The following is a 17534-nucleotide window of genomic DNA, read 5'->3' on the forward strand; positions in this document are numbered from 1 at the left end:
CACCCTCGTGGTCAGCGTGACCGCCCGTCGAGAGGGCTGGATCGACGAGAACCGTGTCGTTGACATGGCGGAGATGCTCAAGGACGGGATCTGATTGGCAGTGCTCCGTGCCACGCTGGACGGGCCCGGTGGTGGTCTCACCTCAAAGCCGATGCCATCGCCGGGCACAGCGGGAGATGCCGTGGGGCTAACGAGGCGCTCATGCCGTTAGCCTCTGCCGACTTGGCTGCTCGTGCCCGCCGTGAATCAGGCGGCCACGTATTGATGCGGTTTGGTGCCCTGCCACTGGACCACGGCGGGGTTGTCGAGGATGCGCTTCGGGTCCTTCAGCCCGGCGTCGGCGAGGAACACGATGAGGTCGTGATCGTTGTGCGCGAGTCCGAGCCGTTCGTCGCGGTTGTTGACGTGCACACTCACGGGACGGGCACCGGACGGGGTGGGCGCGTGGACGGTGATCGGTGGGGTTGCCATGACTCCAGGGTGGCCCGGAGTGACGGCGGGCGCATCTGGCTGACCCAGATGCGAAGGGCCTGGTCCGGCATGACGGTCGGTGTACGGACGGGGGCCCAGATGTCCTCCCAGCCGCGGCTCGGGCCGCCTCCCGACGGCCCCAGGGGGCCCGGAAGTACGCATCCCGTCGACGATCTGGAGTGGGGCGATCAGTTTTGGGCCGGTCACTTCTCTGAATTAGCGATAGCCCGGGCGAACAGGCGGGAGGGAAGATCGTGATTTTCTCGGCGCGCCTCCGCGCCAGGAATTACTGTCGCGAGCATGGTCGAACACGATGCCCTCAGTGTCACCCGCAAGGCCTACGACGCTGCTGCCCACACCTATGCGCAGCGGTTCCGCGACGAGCTGCGTGACAGGCCTTTGGACCGCGCGATCTTGAGTGCCTTCGTCGAGGTCGTATGCGCGAGTGGGGACGGTCAGGTCGCGGATCTGGGATGTGGGCCTGGCCATATCACCGCCTATCTGGACAAGTTGGGGCTTGCCGTGTTTGGCGTTGATGCCTCTTCCGCGATGATCAAATTGGCTCGACATGCCTATCCGGGCCTGCGGTTCGACACGGGCTCGATGGCCGCGTTGAACATCGCTGACGGCGTGCTGGGCGGCGTACTCTCACGTTGGTCCATCATCCACACTCCGCCGCAAGAACTCCCTGTCATCTTGGCGGAGTTCCACCGCGTGCTGGCACCTGGCGGTCACCTTCTGGTCGGCTTTTCGGCCAGCGATGATCCGTCTCACCCGACGCAGGTCTTCGATCACACCGTCGCGCCGGCCTATCGGTGGTCGCCTGATCACCTCGCCGCGATGCTCCGCAAGTCCGGGTTGGCCGAGGTGGCCCGGATGGTTCGCGAGCCTCAGCCCACCGACCGACGGCAGTTCCAGGAGATTCAACTGCTCGCGCGCAAAGCCTAGAACGCTTGAAGGCGCTCGATCGGCCACGCGCTCATTCCGTGCAACGCGGTCGGACCAGGACCGGCCACTGCGAGGAGGAGGAGGCCCACACGGGCACTGCTTGTACGGCGGGTTTCCTGGCCGTCCGTGTCCCGGCAGCCGCCGTCATACGCAGCCCCGGCGGGGTCCCGCCGATCGAGGCTGCGTATGACGGCGGGAAGGCGTGGCGCGCCAGAAGCCGGCCACGGCGGCTTCAGGAGATCCGTCCCCGAGGCTCCGGGCGGCCCCATTCCGTGAGGCGCGGCAGTGTCAGTGGTGGCTGCGATGCTGCCTGCATGGACGAAATCATGCGCCGGCGGGTGTACGGCGCCGACCACGACGATCCCGATCCGGGCCCGCAGCCCGGGCGTGCATACCGCGAGCTGGTCGGAGGCCCGCTCGACGGACTGCTCCTCGACGTGACGGGCTGGTCGGAGGTGGCACTGGCCGACGGGGCCGCACTGATCACCGAGATCGGCATGCACGGTCCGGGTGGCAGGTCGGAGTACGGGCCGCGGGCGGACGATTCACTGAAGTGGGATTGGCGGGGAGACACCCCCTGAGTCAGGTGGACTCGTACTGGTGCGCTGCGGCGCCCTGCCATTCCACCAGGGCGGGAGTGTCAAGGGCCCGCTCCGGGTCTGCCATTCCGGCGTCGGCGAGGAACACAATGATGTCGCGGTCGCTGTGCGCCAGCCCGAGCCTTTCGTCGCGGCCGTTGATGTGGACGGTCACGAGCCTTGCGCCGGACGGTGTGGGGGCGTGAACGATGATCGGTGGAGTCGCCATGTTTCCAGGGTGACGCCTGCTGCCGGTGGGCGCCCATCCGGCTGGTCCGGATGCGTGGTGTGTGAGGACCGGGGGCACGGGCGGTGGACCGGTTGCCCCGGCCTTTGGCCGATGCTCCGTAGCCGGCGGCGGGGGCGTGGAGGTACGCATGCCCGCTGCTGTCCGGTCCCGGCGGGGACCCGACAGGGGCTGATCACGAACACGTATCCGTCTCCGGACGCATATCAACTGCTCGCTTCTCTGCCGGCCGCAGTGCTGATCAAGAAGCGATTCAGTGTCCCTCCTTACGGCATCGACGCCTCCGCCTTGCAGCTGCACGCACCCAGCTCCGCTCCTTCTCCCACCCCCATGTGCCGGTCGGTCCAAGCCTGTCAGGAGGTGAGGATGGAGATGCCGTCTCCGAGCAGTTTCAACCCGAGAACGAAGAACAGGACGGCCATCACGGCGACATTGTGCTGGGCTGCCCACTCTTTCCAATTGCCGAGCGTGGTTTTGGCTCGCTCTCCCCCGAGTAGGAAGACTCCCAGTGGGGCCAGCAGGCCGAGGGTGGCGATCAGGACGAAGATTGCCAGCGATGCGATCTGCTGCCCGACCGGCAGTCCGGCTGAGCCGATCGCGGCGCCCGCGGCCATGGTCAGCGGGGCGTTCTTGGCGTTGAGCGCGACCAGGGCCAGTCCGAGTCCGAAGACCTTGACCGGCGTGAGGTGGTCGATCGCGTCCATCCACTTCGGCAGCTGAGCTTGCGAGGGATCCGCCGGGCGCCGGTGCCACTGCCGGGCGCCGAAGAGGACGAGGAACACGCCCAGAGCGAGCTTGAGAGCTCCCACCCAGGTGGCCGGGTGATTGTGGGCGGAGGCACCTGCGGGGGAAGCGATCGCCAGCATCACCGCGCCCAGTGCCGAGAGTCCCAGGATCCAGCCGGCGGTGAAGAGGAGTCCGTTGAGACGTCCCCGGGGCGTGGCGAGTATGAGGATGATGGCGATGATCGGGAGCGGGCTGATCGCGACGGCGGCCGCAAAACCCAGCACGTCACCGAGAACTTTGCCCATGGTTGCCTCCGGGTGGGGGTCAGGGTGGCGATCCAGTTGAGCGAGGCTTGGCGCACATGGGTGCCGCGACCACCTGGGCGGGCAGCCGCGGGACTGTCGTGGACGTGCCCCGGGTCTGCAGAAGGAACCTGGGCCGTGGATCGCCGCCTTTCCGGAAGCGGTCCTTCTGAACGGCGAAGTCCTCGGCGGTCAGCACCCGTCCCGCCAGCTTTCCCGGACGTTCGGGACTGCTGAGCGCCTCGTCATTCGAGCCCGCTTACGGTGTAGCGAGGACGGAGTCTGGGCGGAGCAGCGGGTTGCCATGTGATCGGCTGCGCCGCTGTCTTCACGGCCACACGGAAGTGGCTGCCCGAGAACGTGACGACGACGTACTCGGCACATCCCACTTGTATCTTCCTGCGTCTGGCCGGATCTGTCCTCGGGAGCTTCTCTGGACGCGAGGACCCCGGTACCGGCCTGTCGCACCCGCGTTGCCGCCTTCCCGGAACTGGACGGCAAGCCGGCACCCGAGGCTTCTTTTCCTTCTCGACGCCGTGACGGAAGCGGCACGGAACGTCATCGGTCATGGTGGGGGAATCGTGAAGTGATCAGGCTGGACCCCACAGTGCCGGAGCTTCTCGAGCATCCGCCCCAGGTGACCGCATCACCCACGGGCGAAGATGCGAGGCAGCGCGTGTGCAGTCAGGGTGAAGACGTGAGGGCGATGGTGCCTTGTATTCGGGCGCTTGGCGACCCTCGGACCGATCCGTGGCAGGAGAAACTCACGATGACTGCGACGACAGGTGCAGCCCAATCGGCTCAGCCCGAGCGCCCGGGCAGGTCGGATGGGGTCTGTAGCGAGTTCACCGTCTTCACCAAGATCAAGGCGGGCCACGCGGATGCGCTGCGTGAGGATCTCGCCGCGCTCGCCAGCGCGGCGGCTGACGAGGGCGTCCGTGCGGCGGTGCGCCAGATCGGCACCCTGCATGACGCACGCCATGTGATTTTCGACAATGACGCCCGGCACATGTTCGCCAGCGTCTTCGACGGATCCTGGGACGCCTACATCGACGACTTCGCCAAGACGGAAGTCGGGGCCCGCTTCGACAAGGTTTTCTCGCATGCTGAAGGGTTCCCCGGCGTCGCCGATCCCGGGGTGAAGGACTGGTTCGTCGCCCACCAGGCGCCCGCGGAGGTCTTCGTCAGTGCCTATCCCGATCTGACCGTTCAGCAGGTCTGGAAGGACCAGCGCGTGAGCGAGGCGTTCCAGGAGGTGCTGGACACCCCCGAGTTCCGGGCGGCGCTGGACAACCCGGCGAACGCCGAGTTGCTGGCCACGCCGGCCTTCCAGAAGCTAATGGAGGAGGCCGCAGGCTAGAAGCCGGGCACAGCCAACCCTCGGAGCCGACGCAACATCGTTGGACCGCGCCGACGGGCGCCCCAGTCGCTGCCGGACTGTCCAGGAAGAGACCGATGTGGAGGCACAGGCGAGCATGAACACGGCGGCAAGTAGCAGCGCAGCCAGCGTGGGTGTCGAGATCGACGACGTCCAAAGCGGGGCACTGCGTCCACGGCCAGTGCCGTACGAGGGAAAGTTCATCTTCCTGCGCGTCGACGACCGCCATGCTGGACGCGCCCTGCTGCGGCGGCTGCTTCCGGTGACCGCGGGTGGTCTGCCCAGCGTGGACCGGAGCCAGGATGCGTGGGTGGCGGTGGCGTTCACCTACCAGGGACTGAGGGCCCTGGGGGTGCCCCAGGAGTCGCTGGACAGCTTTCCACGGGCGTTTCGTGAGGGCATGGCCGCTCGGGCGGAGCTGATCGGTGACGTGGGCGAGAGTGCCCCGGCCCACTGGGAGGCACCGTTCGGAACGGGCGATGTCCACATCGCGTTGAGCGCCCTCTCCTCCGATACGGCGCAGCTGGACAAGGAGTTGGAGCGGGCCCGTGTCGCCTACGAGGACACGCCCGGTGTCCGGGTGATCTGGCAGCAGGGCGTCCACCAGCTCCCGACCGGGCGCACCACCTTCGGTTTCCGCGACGGCATCAGCCAACCGAACATCGAGGGCGTCGGCCTGCCCGGCTCCAACCCGCAGGAAGCCCCCATCAAGGCCGGCGAGTTCATCCTCGGCTACCCCGACGAAACCGGCCGCCTGCCGCGCATGCCCAGCCCGGACGTGCTGGGGCGCAACGGGACCTACGCGGCCGTGCGCAAGGTCCACACCAACGTGGCGGCCTGGCGCCGGTACCTGCGCGCGAACACCTCCAGCGCCGAGGAGGAGGTGCTCCTGGCGGCGAAGATGGTCGGGCGCTGGCCCAGTGGGGCGCCGCTGGCGCTGGCCCCGGAGCACGATGATCCGGAGCTGGCGGCCGATCCGCACCGCGTCAACAACTTCCTGTACCGGGAGAACGACGATCGCGGTTTCCGGTGCCCCGCCGGTGCGCACATCCGGCGTATCAACCCCCGCGATGCCACCATCATCGGCGACGCACGGATGCACCGCCTCATCCGCCGCGGCACCACCTACGGCCCGCCGCTGCCCGAGGGCGTGCTGGAGGACGACGGCGCCGACCGGGGCCTGGTCGGAGTCTTCATCGGGGCCCACCTGCAACGGCAGTTCGAATTCATCAAGGCCGAGTGGGTCAACGACGGCAACTTCATCGGCTACCCCGGCGAGAAGGACCCGGTAGCCGGGCACCACGACGGAACCGGCAGCGCCACCATCCCGGAGAAGCCGGTCCGGCGCCGCCTGCAGAACCTGCCCAGCTTCGTGGTCACCCGCGGCGGCGAGTACTGCTTCGTGCCGGGTCTGCGTGCCCTGCGCTGGCTCGCCGAACTGGAGGACTGACGGCAATTCCCACCCTCTGAGGTCCGATCACGCTCTCCGAGGAGAGGCCGAAGTCATGACAGCACAGTTCGTCCCCTACACGCCGGACGTCGAAGACGACGATCCGTACTTCGACCAGAACCTGCAGACGGTGATTGAAAAGACCGAGAGCTACATCGCCGAGTCGGTCGAGGCCGGTGGCACCGGCCGGGCCCTCCGTGACGCCCATGCCAAGGGCTACGGGTTGGTCCGGGGGGAAGTGGAGATCCTGGCCGGGCTTCCCCCCGAGTACGCCCAAGGAATCTACGCGACTCCGGGAACCCACGATGCGCTCATCCGCTTCTCCAACGGCTCGCCCCATGCCGGAGCCGACGCGCGACTGGGCTGCGCCACCGGACTGGCCCTGAAGATGTTCGACATTCCCGGCCCGACCCTGCTGGAAGACGAACCGGACACGGGCACCTTCGACTACGCCAACATCAACGGACCGATCTTCTTCTGCAACACGGTCGAGCACTACCTGTTCATCCAGGAATTGTTCCTGAATGCGCCGGCCTACTTCTCCCAGGGCCGACCCGGCGCGCGTCGTTTCTTCACCGATTTCGTGACCGGAAAGGGAACGCTGGACCAGGACAACTGGGCGTGGGACGAGTTCCTGGCCTTCCTGCGCCTGTCAAAGACCCCTCCGGCCAACCTGCTGCTGTCGAGCTACTGGACGATGGGCGCGGTCCGGCACGGGGACTACATCGCCAAGGTGCGCATCACCCCCGACCCGCTCTTCGCCGCCGCGGTGGTCCGGCGCGACATCGACCCGGCCTCGGGGGCAGAGGTCTTCCGACCGACCCTGCAGGCCGAATTGCAGGAGCGGCCCTATGCCTTCGACATCCAGGTCCAGCTCTGCACCGACCTGGAGCGGATGCCGGTGGAGGACACCACCGTCGAGTGGCCCGAGCAGCTCTCGCCGTCCGTCACCGTGGCGAAGCTGCGGCTGCCGCAGCAGGACATCTCCGGCCCCGAAAACCTGGAGAAGATGGACTCACTGTCATTCACGCCCTGGCGGGTCACCGCCGAGCACGCGCCCCTGGGCAACATCATGCGGGCCCGCAAGGAGGTCTACCGGCGCTCCTCCATCGAGCGCCACGAGCTCAACCAGCAGCCGCGCACAGAGCCGCGCAGCGCCGACGAGGTACTTGGCCCGGCCCACCACCGCGGCGATGCGTCGACCAAGGCGGACAGCCCTTAGGAGCCCGTCCGGAGCGAGTGGGTTCGTATCTGCTCACGCTCAGCCGGCCCTGCGCTCCGGGACGCCAACTCTCCGGGTGATCGCAGCGATATCCCGCGCGGTGGCTGCTGAGTTCAATCAGCGCCGAGCCGTCCGCACTGGCCGCGGCGCGTAGCTTGCTCCCGGCCGTAGGCCGTAGCGGCGGGCGCGGGGCGGGGTCACTGGCCCCGGTCCGCCGCCTGCCGCGGTACGACCACCAGGAACGCATCCTCCTCCAGGTCCATCACGACCTCGGCCGCCACACCCTCGCCCCGGCGCGCAGCCGCGAACTCCTCCGCGGGCCAGCTGCCTCGCGGACCTCCCGCGGGAAACCGCTCCAGTACTGTGCGTTGCACCGTGCACCCCCTTGCCTCGTCGGCTCCAACGACGCCCCGCCGTCGCCGTTACGGCCGTACAGGCGCGTGACTCGTACGGTCGGATGCCTGCCGACGGGTGTCCGGCACTTGCTTTCGCGCAACAACATCGCCACAGCAGGGTTTCCGCGGCAGGGTGTTGCGGGCAAGCCACAGAGGGCTACGGAAGAGGGGGAACCGTGATCATCTGGATCAACGGTGCGTTCGGCGCGGGCAAGACGAGCGCCGCGCGCGAACTGATCGATCTGATCCCGAACAGCACCTTCTACGACCCCGAGCTGATCGGCGGGGGACTGCGGTACCTGCTGCCCCAGAAGAGGCTTGCCGAGGTGACCGACTACCAGGACCTGCCGATCTGGCGGCGGTTGGTGGTGGACACGGCTGCCGCTCTGCTCGCCGAGGTGCCCGGGGTGCTCGTGGTGCCGATGACGCTGTTGCGACAGGAGTACCGGGACGAGATATTCGGAGGGCTCGCCTCCAGGCGCATTCCCGTGCGGCATGTCCTGCTCTCACCTGAGGAAACGATCCTGCGGCAGCGGATCGCCGACCGTCAGGAAGCACCGGACGAACCGGAAGCCGACGATCGGGTACGTCAGTGGGCGTACGAACACATCGAGCCCTACCGGACCGCGCTCGGCTGGATCACCGCGGACGCGCACACCGTCGACACCAGCGCGCTGACCCCGTACGAGACGGCCGAGCGCATCGCCGACGCGGTACGCACCGGGGCCGCCGGTGTGTGCGAGATCGTGCAGACGCCCGCGCCGACCGCGGAGACCCTCGCCGCCGGGGTGCTGCTCTTCGACGAACACGACCGGGTCCTGCTCGTCGACCCCACGTACAAGCCCGGCTGGGAGTTTCCCGGCGGGGTGGTGGAGCCCGGCGAGGCACCGGCACAGGCCGGGATACGGGAAGTGGCCGAGGAGATAGGGATTCAGCTCGACCGGATCCCGAGCCTGCTCGTCGTCGACTGGGAGCCGCCGAACCCGCCCGGGTACGGAGGGCTGAGGCTGCTCTTCGACGGCGGGCTGCTGCACTGCCAGGACGCCGAACGGCTGCTGCTGCCCGGTTCCGAACTGCGCGGCTGGCGGTTCGTCACCGAGGCGGAGGCCGCATCGATGCTGCCGCCGCACCGGTACGAGCGGCTCCGCTGGGCGCTGCGGGCCCGCGAGCGGTCAACCGTACTCAACCTGGAGGCCGGAGTCCCGGTCGGCTGACGCCCGCAGCACGGCGGCGTCGACAGTGCGGGGATCACCGTGTCCGAAGCAGACCGTGGACCGGGCCAGCGCCGCCAGCCGCCGGAACGAGGCCAGTGCCTCGGCCCGGTCCGGGTTTGTGCCGGAGGTTGCGCCGCGCCGGAGGATGCGGGCACGCCCGGGGACGGGCCGGTGGACGACCGCGCCCGATCCGGCGCGGACCCCGCCCGGGGGAATCCTGCGGACCGGGTGCGGACAGCCGTATTCGGGGGCGGCCGCCCCCGCGTACGAGAGGTGCGTCCGCCCCGGAACAGGTGATGCGAGGTCAGGAGTGCTTGGACTCCGCGTAGTTCTGCAGGAACAGCGCCTCGGCGACCGACAGCCGCTCCAGCTCCTCGGGCGACACGCTCTCGTTCACGGCGTGGATCTGCGCCTCCGGCTCGCTCAGGCCGATCAGCAGGATCTCCGCCTCCGGGTAGAGCGCCGCGAGGGTGTTGCAGAGCGGGATCGAGCCGCCCATCCCGGACGTCTGCATCTTCTCGCCGGGGTACGCGGCTTCCATGGCCTGCGCCATCGACGTGTACGCCGGGCTGGAGGTGTCCGCGCGGAACGCCTGGCCCTGGCCGACCTGCTCCACCGAGACCCTCGCCCCCCACGGGGCGTGCGCCTTCAGATGGGCGGTCAGCAGCTTCGTCGCCTCGGCCGCGTCCTGGCCCGGCGGCACCCGCAGGCTGATCTGCGCCCGCGCGCTCGCCTGCAGCGACGGCGTCGCGCCGACCACCGGCGGGCAGTCGATTCCGATGACGGTGACGGCGGGCCGTGCCCAGATGCGGTCGGCGACGGTACCCGTGCCGATCAGCTCCACTCCGTCGAGGACCTTCGCGTCCTTGCGGAAATCGGACTCCGGGTACTGCAGGCCGTCCCACTCGGCGTCCGTGGTGAGCCCGTCGACGGTCGTGGTGCCGTCCTCGGCGCGCAGCGACGCCAACAGCTGGATCATTGCGGCCAGCGCGTCGGGGGCGGCGCCGCCGAACTGCCCGGAGTGCAGGTTCCCTTCGAGGGTGTCGAGGGTGACCCGCAGCATCGTCATGCCGCGCAGTGTCGCGGTGACCGTCGGCAGACCGACCCGGAAGTTGCCGGTGTCGCCGATGACGACGGTGTCGGCGGCCAGCAGCTCGGGGTGCGCCTCGGCGTACCGCTCCAGACCGCCGGTGCCCTGCTCCTCGGAACCCTCGGCAATCACCTTGACGGAGACCGGGACGCCGCCGTTCGCCTTGAGAGCGCGCAGGGCGAGGAGATGCATGATGAAGCCGCCCTTGCAGTCGGCCGCGCCGCGGCCGAACCAGCGGCCCTCGCGCTCCGTCAGCTCGAACGGCGGGGAGATCCAGGCCGACTCGTCGAGCGGCGGCTGCACGTCGTAGTGCGCGTAGAGCAGTACGGTCGGGGCGCCGGCCGGGCCGGGCAGGAAGCCGTAGACCGACTGGGTGCCGTCAGGGGTGTCGAGCAGGGCGACGTCCTGGAAGTCCTCGGTGCGCAGTGCGTCGGCGACCCAGGCTGCGGCCGCCTCGCACTCGCTCTTCGGGAACTGCGCGGGATCCGCCACCGACTGGAAGGCCACCAGCTCGGTCAGCTCCGCCTTGGCACGGGGCATCAGCGAGGCAATGGTCTCGGAAATCGGATGGGCGGTCATGGGCACGCTCCTCGTGGGTGCGACGTTATGTGTACGAATCCGTCTGCATGAACGCCGTGTGTGCGGCGCTGCATGCAGGACGAACGCACGGTCGATCCTCCCACAGCGGGGACGGGTCGCAAGGCGCCGTAGGATGCCGTGAGCAGTTTGGGCCACTGGTCGGGATCGGGAGCAGAAGCACATCGTGAGCAGCGAGAACGCAGACGCCGGACGTGAGCTTGAAGAGTCGTCCGTGTGGGATGTCGTCGTAGTCGGCGCCGGACCGGCCGGAGCCTCCGCGGCATATGCGGCGGCGGTCGCCGGGCGGCGGGTGTTGCTGCTGGAGAAGGCGGAACTGCCCCGCTACAAGACCTGTGGCGGCGGCATCATCGGGTACTCCCGTGATGCGCTGCCGCCCGGATTCGAACTGCCCTTGCAGGACAGGATCCACGCGGTGACGTTCTCGCTCAACGGCAGGCTGGCGCGGACCCGCCGCTCCAAGCGGATGCTCTTCGGGCTCATCAACCGGCCCGAGTTCGACGCGGGTCTGGTCGAGCAGGCGCAGAAGGCGGGCGCCGAACTCCGCACGGGAGCGCCGGTGACCCGGGTCGAGCAGCACGGCGCCTCGGTCCCGGACCGGCGCACGGTCGCCGTGGTGCTCGCCGACGGCGAGACCGTCCTGGCCCGCGCGGTCGTCGGCGCCGACGGCAGCGCGGGACGCATAGGAGCCCATGTCGGGGTCAAGCTCGACCAGGTGGACCTGGGCCTGGAGTCGGAGATCCCGGTCCCGGCCACCGTCGCGGAGGACTGGGCCGGGCGGGTGCTGATCGACTGGGGTCCGATGCCCGGCAGTTACGGGTGGGTGTTCCCGAAGGGCGACACCCTGACCGTCGGCGTGATCTCGGCGCGTGGTGACGGCGCAGGGACCAAGCGGTATCTGGAGGACTTCATCGCCCGGCTCGGTCTCGCCGGGTTCGAGCCGAAGATCTCCTCCGGTCATCTCACCCGCTGCCGCAGCGACGACTCGCCGCTGTCGCGCGGGCGGGTGCTCGTCTGCGGCGACGCGGCGGGGCTGCTGGAGCCGTGGACCCGCGAAGGCATCTCGTTCGCACTGCGCTCCGGGCGGCTCGCCGGTGAGTGGGCGGTCCGGATCGCGGAATCGCACGACGCGGTGGACGCCCGCCGCCAGGCGCTCAACTACGCCTTCGCCATCAAGGCCGGGCTGGGTGTCGAGATGGGTGTCGGTCGGCGCATGCTGAAGCTGTTCGAGCGCCGCCCGGGAATTCTGCATGCAGTGCTGACCGGATTCCGCCCGGCCTGGAAGGCGTTCGCCGGGATCACCCGCGGGACGACCTCGCTGGCCGAGCTGGTCCGTACCCACCCGCTGGCGCAGCGGGCCCTGTCGGCGATGGACCGTTAGGCCGTTTCCCGGCGCTCACCGTGCCGACCGGACCAAGACGCCGGTGGGCCGGAGTTCGGGCCGATGGGCGGTGGCGGTCCCGTCGTAGCGGGTGGCCAGGGCCTCGCCGTCGCATGCGTCGGTTGATGCATCGACAGACAGTGCTGCGCCCGCCGGAGGCGAACCCGTCGAACCCCGGTGGCCGGCACAGGCCCGGCCGCGACGCCTGCGACGGGTGATCTGTTGGGGCCGTCACCCCTTGCCCGGCAAGGACACAGGCAGTGTTGTGCCGGTCCGGGTCAGGGTGTGATCGTGATCCGGAAGACGGGGTGGTCGGGGGCGATGCGGCGCAGCTCCTCGACGGACGAATCCGGGCCGACGCCACCGAAGAACACCCCTACCTCCGCCTTCCAGCGCTTGAGGTAGGCGCGCAGTAGTTCCGGCTTCTCGTCGTCGGCGATCTCGACGGCGGTGAAGACGTCGGTCTTCTTGCCGAGGTGGAGCTCACCGCCGCAGGCAGCCCGCATGTTGTGCGTCCACTGGACATGGCCACGCGGCGCGACGAGATACTGCTGCCCGTCCACGGTCAGGAGGTTGACCGGGGTGCGGCGCCACTCGCCGCTCTTGCGGCCGCGGACGGCCAGGACTCTCGATCCCCAGATGCTGATGCCGCGCCGGGTGATCCAGGCGACGGTGCGGTTGAAGACGTTGACCGTGAACCAGCCGGGCTTCTGAACATGCACGGACATGAGATTCCCCTTGTGGAAAGTGTGAGCACTGCTCTCGCTTGAGATCAGTGTGCACGAGGTTGGCGCTCGAAAGCAAGAGCACTGCTCTCTTTATTGGTCGGTGCTCCAATTCGTGGCAGACTGAGCCCCATGAGCACTATCCGAGGAGCCAGGGAACGGGCCCGTATCGAGGTCACCGCAGCCATCAAGGACGAGGCGAGAAAGCAACTCGCAGCCGAAGGCGCCGCGAAACTCTCGCTGCGCGCCGTCGCACGTGAGCTGGGCATGGTCTCGTCCGCGCTGTACCGCTACTTCCCCAGCCGTGACGAGCTGCTCACGGCCCTGATCGTCGATGCGTACGACGCCGTGGGCGAGGCCGCCGAGACTGCTCACCGGGCCTCGTGTGACGTCCCACCCGTACCCGCCGCCCCTCTCGCCCGCTGGATCGCGGTCGCCTGCGCCGTACGCGAGTGGGCCCTGGCCCACCCCCATGAGTACGCCCTGATCTACGGCTCGCCCGTGCCCGGGTACACGGCACCCCAGGCGACCATCGGCCCCGCCTCCCGCGTCGGCCTCGTTTTCATCGGGATCGTCGAAGACGCCCACCGCACGAACGGCCTCGCCGTGCCGCCTCTCACCGCCGAACTGCGGCCCGAGGCCGAGCGGATGGCCGCCGATTTGGCACCCGGTCTCCCTCCGGCGGTCGTCGCCGCTCTCGTGGCCGCGTGGTCGCAGCTCATCGGGCTGATCTCCTTCGAGATCTTCGGCCAGTTCAACCGGATCGTCGAAGCTCGGGAGGCCTTCTTCCGGCAGGCGGTAGCCGACCTGGCCCGTAACGTCGGACTGCTCGACGACCGGGCCGACAGCCTCTGAGCCTGCCCGCCGGTATGTCCGCCCGTCAGCCCGGCCGGATATCTCGCCTGCGCCGGCCGGGGTACTCCACGGGGAGTACGTGTGATCACCACGCCCGGGTGACGCCGCCGTCGATGCCCGCGGTCTAGCGTTGCCGGTATGGAAGAGCAGCGCTCACACGGAAGCGGCGCTCCCCCCTGGGAGCAGGGCGGACCGCCGCAGCGGCGGCCCTGGGCGCACGCTGCCCCAGAGGGCCCCCGGGGGCCTTGGGGCCTCTGGGGACACGACGGGCCGCCGCGCTGGCTGACGGGGACGCGCGAGCGGTCCGCCGCCCGGCTGCCCTGGCCATCCACCATCCTCCTCTGCGCAATTGTCATGATCGGCTCTTCCGTCGCGGCCCGCGGTCAGCTCGGTGAGCGCGCCCCGTTGGACCTCTTCGCCCGGGTGCTGCTCTTCGTCGCCGTCGCCGTACTGCTGCTGCGCCACCGCCGCCCCGTCCTGGCGGTCTTCGTCAGTGCGGCCGCGGCCATGGTCTATCTGGGCGCCGGGTATCCGTACGGCCCGGTTTTCCTGGCGGTCGCCGTCGGCTGCTTCAGCGCGGTTGTCGCGGGGTACCGGCGGGCGGCCTGGGCGGCCGTGGGAATGGTGTGGCTGGGCCACCTGCTGATGGCGCACTGGCTCTACCGCTGGCTGCCGCCGAGCGGCGACTCGGCTGCGCCCTGGGGGCAGGAACTGGGCGTCGCCGCCTGGGTGGTGGCGATCGTCGCGGCAGCGGAGTTCGTACGCGTACGCCGCGAGCAGTGGGCTGCCCAGCGTGCCCAACGGGAGGCCGCCGAGAAGCGACGGGCCGACGAGGAGCGGCTCCGGATGGCCCGGGAGCTCCATGACGTGCTCGCCCACAGCATCTCCGTCATCAATGTGCAGGCAGGCGTCGGACTCGCGCTGCTCGACTCCGACCCGGAGCAGGCCCGGACCGCCCTCACCACGATCAAGGCGGCCAGCAAGGAGGCGCTCGGCGAGGTCCGTCAGGTCCTCGACACGCTCCGTACCCCGGGAGACGCCCCCAGGGCCCCGGCCCCCGGGCTCGACCGGCTGCCCGAGCTGGTCGACCAGGCGGCGAGCGCCGGACTGACCGTCACGGTGGAGACCGAAGGCGTAGGCGGCGCCGTCCCGCCCGGAACGGATCTGGCCGCCTTCCGGATAGTGCAGGAGGCGCTGACGAACGTGGTCCGGCATTCGGGCTCGCGCACCGCACGGGTCCGGATCGGTTACGGGACCGGCCGCGTACGGCTCCGTATCGACGACGACGGCCCCGTCACCGGCAGCGAGGCGGGCGGCAGCGGCAACGGGCTGGCCGGCATGCGGGAGCGGGCAGCCGCACTGGGCGGCACGATCGAGGCGGGACCCCGGGCCGACGGCGGTTTCCGAGTGCGGGCCGAGCTTCCCCTGCACTCGGCTTCGGACAGGGACCCGGCGTCGAGCGTGGACTCCGCGTCGACCATGGACACTGTGCAGGACACGACGGAGGAGAGACCGTGATCCGCGTACTGCTCGCCGACGACCAGCTGCTGGTCCGCGCAGGATTCCGCGCCCTGCTGGACGCCCAGCCGGACATCGAGGTGGCGGGGGAGGCCGCCGACGGGGTGGAAGCCGTGCGTCTGGTGCGCGAACTGCGCCCGGATACCGTGCTGATGGACATCCGCATGCCGCATCTCGACGGTCTCGTCGCGACTCGCAGCATCACCGGCGACCCCGAGCTGAACGATGTCAAGGTGGTCATGCTCACCACCTTCGAGCTCGACGAGTACGTCTTCGAGGCGATCCGGTCCGGCGCCTCCGGTTTTCTGGTCAAGGACACCGAACCGGAGGAGCTTCTGCGGGCGGTACGGGCCGTGGTGGCCGGTGACGCCCTGCTCTCGCCGGGGGTGACGCGCCGCCTGATCGCCGAGTTCGCGGCCCGTTCCAAGGAGCCCGCGGCCGCAGCCGACCTGGGTGAACTGACCGAACGGGAAAGGGAAGTGATGGCACTGGTCGGCATCGGTCTGTCCAACGAGGAGATCGCCCGCCGGCTGGTCGTCAGCCCGCTCACCGCCAAGACCCATGTCAGCCGCGCCATGGTGAAGCTGGGCGCGCGCGACCGGGCCCAACTGGTCGTACTCGCCTATGAGTCGGGCCTTGTACGTCCCGGCTGGCTCGGCTGAGACGGAGCCCGCGGGCGGAGCGCGCCCATCGGGCGACCGCGCCCCCGGCGGGGGAATCCCCACAACACATCGACGAGGCGGGCGACGAAGACGACGGCCGAGACGACGGCCCCGCTCAGGAGCACCGCTCGCTCCGCCGCGCGCGACAGATCGAGGCAGACGGTGGGCGCGGCGACGGCGGTGAACGCGACCGCGGCCAGAACAGCGCCGCTGACCAGGGCGAAGACGATCTCGACGGTCATCGCGTCCCGGTCTTCCTGACTTCGTCGCCCCATGTCCGAAGTGTCGCAGGGGCGGTGGGCTGCGGGCAAGGACGCCTGCGACCGGGGAGCGGGACCTGCCTGAGTACACCTGCTCAATCGGGCATCAGTACGTGTGACGTGCGCACGTCGATCAGGCGCGGGTCACCGCATGGCGAGCCGCACGGCCCAGCACGGATGCCGCGCCCGCCAGCACCGCCACCGTCGTCAGAGCGACGGGCAGCGAGAACCAGTCGGCCAGGAACCCGATCGCGGGCGGCCCCAGCAGCATCCCGCCGTAGCCGATCGTCGACGCGGCGGCCACTCCGCTCGGACCGGCCAGCTCGCCGGCCCGGCCGACGGCGACGGGGAAGATGTTGGCCAGCCCGAGACCGGCGACGGCGAAGCCGAGCAGGGCGAGCCAGGCGGTCGGGGCGAGCGAGCCGAGGAGCATGCCGGCCGCACCGGTGGCGCCGCCCGTGACGAGCGTGCGGGTCTGCCCGAGTCGTTCCAGCAGCGCGGTGCCGGTGAGCCGGCCCGCGGTCATGGCCAGGGCGAACAGGGAGTATCCGGCGGCGGCGATGCCCGGGCGGGCATGCAGGTCCTGTTCCAGGTGGAGCGCGCTCCAGTCGGCCAGTGCGCCTTCCCCGTACGCGGTGCAGAGCGCGATCACGCCGAACAGCAGCACCGCCTTGCGGGCGCGCCCGGTCATCCGGCGCGGCTCCTCGGTGCGGTCGGCCACGGATACGGTTCGGGGCGCCCGGTGCCGCAGCAGGGTCGGTCCGGCGGCGGCGGTGACGAGCAGTCCGACCCCGGTGAGGACGGAGAGATGGGTGGCGGGGGAGAGCCCGCCGGCGACCAGTCCGCCGAGGCCGGCGCCGAGCATGCCGCCGAGGCTGAACGCGGCGTGGAAGCTGGGCATCACGGGGCGCCGCAGACCGGTGACGAGATCGACCGCGGCGCTGTTCATCGCCACGTTCATCGCACCGTACGCCGCACCGAAGACCAGCAGCACCGAACCGAGCGCGAGCGCCGAATGCGTCTGCGCGGGCAGGGCGATGGCGAGTGAGAGGAGCACTCCGCAGACCACGGTCACGGGATGGCTGCCGAACCGTCGGCAGAGCCCGCCGGCGAGCATCATGGTGATGACCGCCCCGGCGGAGACGCCGAGCAGTGCGAGGCCGAGGGTGGAGGCGGAGGCGCCGGTCTGGTGCTTGATGGCCGGGATGCGGACCACCCAGCCGGCGAAGAGGAAACCGTCGAGGGCGAAGAACACGGTCAGTGCGGTACGGAGGCGGGCCGTCGAGGGTGGGGCGGTGTCTCCGCATGGTCCCCCCGGTAGGGCCGTCCGCAGTTTGTTTAGTTGCGGCACAAAGTCAGCATAGGGGCCCACGGACAACAGACGCAAGACGGTCTCCCGCCGGAGCGGGCAGCGGCATCCGGCCCGGCGGCGCAGGGCGGCCTCCGTGACCGGAAGCCGGCCGAAGTCAGCCACCAGAGCGACGGCAGCGGCTCCGGATCGTGGGAGACTCGGCC

Annotated in this window: 18 protein-coding genes and 1 pseudogene; 10 read left to right on the forward strand and 9 right to left on the reverse strand. The window is 69.8% G+C overall.

The features are described from left to right. Positions 1-246: 246 nt before the first annotated feature. Positions 247-471, reverse strand: a complete 225-nt coding sequence (locus OH809_RS36980) for a hypothetical protein (RefSeq protein WP_406416958.1) — start codon at positions 469-471, stop codon at positions 247-249. A 300-nt stretch (positions 472-771) separates the two neighbouring features. Here OH809_RS36980 and OH809_RS36985 point away from each other — a divergent pair, with 300 nt between their 5' ends. Next, entirely contained in the window at positions 772-1419 is a 648-nt protein-coding gene (locus OH809_RS36985) for a class I SAM-dependent methyltransferase (RefSeq protein ID WP_406416956.1), read from the forward strand. A 314-nt stretch (positions 1420-1733) separates the two neighbouring features. After that, complete coding sequence (locus OH809_RS36990) at positions 1734-2000, forward strand: hypothetical protein (protein WP_266988742.1); 267 nt, start codon at positions 1734-1736, stop codon at positions 1998-2000. 1 nt (position 2001) lies between these two features. Here the strand turns inward: OH809_RS36990 and OH809_RS36995 are convergent, their stop codons facing one another. Then, entirely contained in the window at positions 2002-2226 is a 225-nt protein-coding gene (locus OH809_RS36995; RefSeq protein ID WP_406416953.1) for a hypothetical protein, read from the reverse strand. 371 nt (positions 2227-2597) lie between these two features. Then, complete coding sequence (locus tag OH809_RS37000) at positions 2598-3275, reverse strand: GAP family protein (RefSeq protein ID WP_406416951.1); 678 nt, start codon at positions 3273-3275, stop codon at positions 2598-2600. A gap of 583 nt (positions 3276-3858) precedes the next feature. Here OH809_RS37000 and OH809_RS37005 point away from each other — a divergent pair. The 3 genes from OH809_RS37005 (at position 3859) to OH809_RS37015 (ending at position 7322) form a co-directional block, all read left to right on the forward strand. Further along, on the forward strand, positions 3859-4632 hold the full coding sequence (locus OH809_RS37005; protein WP_406416950.1) for a hypothetical protein: 774 nt from the start codon (positions 3859-3861) through the stop codon (positions 4630-4632). 115 nt (positions 4633-4747) lie between these two features. Then, positions 4748-6100 carry a Dyp-type peroxidase gene (locus OH809_RS37010; RefSeq protein WP_406416949.1) on the forward strand — a complete coding sequence of 451 codons (1353 nt, stop codon included), beginning with the start codon at positions 4748-4750 and terminating at the stop codon, positions 6098-6100. Between the two features lie 55 nt (positions 6101-6155). Further along, entirely contained in the window at positions 6156-7322 is a 1167-nt protein-coding gene (locus OH809_RS37015; protein ID WP_406416947.1) for a catalase family protein, read from the forward strand. Between the two features lie 197 nt (positions 7323-7519). Here the strand turns inward: OH809_RS37015 and OH809_RS37020 are convergent, their stop codons facing one another. After that, a complete protein-coding gene (locus OH809_RS37020) occupies positions 7520-7696 on the reverse strand; it encodes a hypothetical protein (RefSeq protein ID WP_406416945.1) in 177 nt (58 codons plus the stop codon). Positions 7697-7893: 197 nt separating this feature from the next. On the opposite strand from OH809_RS37020, the gene OH809_RS37025 reads away from it, so the two are divergent. Then, the gene (locus OH809_RS37025; protein WP_406416944.1) at positions 7894-8931 is read left to right on the forward strand and encodes an NUDIX domain-containing protein; all 1038 of its coding nucleotides are present in this window, start codon (positions 7894-7896) and stop codon (positions 8929-8931) included. Here the strand turns inward: OH809_RS37025 and OH809_RS37030 are convergent. Both OH809_RS37030 and OH809_RS37035 read right to left on the reverse strand, forming a co-directional pair. Beyond that, positions 8890-9048: pseudogene (locus tag OH809_RS37030) on the reverse strand (MBL fold metallo-hydrolase); the annotation flags it as partial. The gene OH809_RS37025 and the pseudogene OH809_RS37030 overlap by 42 nt on opposite strands. A gap of 187 nt (positions 9049-9235) precedes the next feature. Further along, complete coding sequence (locus tag OH809_RS37035) at positions 9236-10600, reverse strand: dipeptidase (protein WP_406516090.1); 1365 nt, start codon at positions 10598-10600, stop codon at positions 9236-9238. 184 nt (positions 10601-10784) lie between these two features. Between OH809_RS37035 and OH809_RS37040 the strand changes: the two genes are divergently transcribed. Continuing rightward, positions 10785-11999: a geranylgeranyl reductase family protein gene (locus OH809_RS37040; protein ID WP_406416940.1), complete on the forward strand. Its 1215-nt coding sequence runs from the start codon at positions 10785-10787 to the stop codon at positions 11997-11999. A gap of 278 nt (positions 12000-12277) precedes the next feature. Here OH809_RS37040 and OH809_RS37045 read toward each other — a convergent pair whose 3' ends face one another. Continuing rightward, on the reverse strand, positions 12278-12727 hold the full coding sequence (locus OH809_RS37045; protein ID WP_406416939.1) for a nitroreductase family deazaflavin-dependent oxidoreductase: 450 nt from the start codon (positions 12725-12727) through the stop codon (positions 12278-12280). A gap of 129 nt (positions 12728-12856) precedes the next feature. On the opposite strand from OH809_RS37045, the gene OH809_RS37050 reads away from it, so the two are divergent. The 3 genes from OH809_RS37050 to OH809_RS37060 all read left to right on the forward strand — a co-directional run bounded on the left by OH809_RS37050 (position 12857) and on the right by OH809_RS37060 (position 15759). Continuing rightward, the gene (locus OH809_RS37050; protein WP_406516091.1) at positions 12857-13579 is read left to right on the forward strand and encodes a TetR/AcrR family transcriptional regulator; all 723 of its coding nucleotides are present in this window, start codon (positions 12857-12859) and stop codon (positions 13577-13579) included. A 138-nt stretch (positions 13580-13717) separates the two neighbouring features. Beyond that, positions 13718-15097 carry a sensor histidine kinase gene (locus OH809_RS37055; RefSeq protein WP_406516092.1) on the forward strand — a complete coding sequence of 460 codons (1380 nt, stop codon included), beginning with the start codon at positions 13718-13720 and terminating at the stop codon, positions 15095-15097. Next, a complete protein-coding gene (locus tag OH809_RS37060) occupies positions 15094-15759 on the forward strand; it encodes a response regulator (protein WP_406516093.1) in 666 nt (221 codons plus the stop codon). The genes OH809_RS37055 and OH809_RS37060 overlap by 4 nt, the downstream gene beginning before the upstream one ends. Here the strand turns inward: OH809_RS37060 and OH809_RS37065 are convergent. Together OH809_RS37065 and OH809_RS37070 are read right to left on the reverse strand one after the other, a co-directional pair. Further along, on the reverse strand, positions 15720-16034 hold the full coding sequence (locus OH809_RS37065) for a DUF6332 family protein (RefSeq protein ID WP_406516094.1): 315 nt from the start codon (positions 16032-16034) through the stop codon (positions 15720-15722). The two genes, OH809_RS37060 and OH809_RS37065, sit on opposite strands and share 40 nt — an antisense overlap. Positions 16035-16152: 118 nt before the next feature. Then, entirely contained in the window at positions 16153-17370 is a 1218-nt protein-coding gene (locus OH809_RS37070; RefSeq protein WP_406416930.1) for an MFS transporter, read from the reverse strand. Between the last annotated feature and the right edge of the window lie 164 nt (positions 17371-17534).

Origin of the sequence: Streptomyces sp. NBC_00873 (genome assembly GCF_045207415.1) — a bacterium.
In the GTDB taxonomy this organism is placed as follows: Bacteria; Actinomycetota; Actinomycetes; order Streptomycetales; family Streptomycetaceae; genus Streptomyces.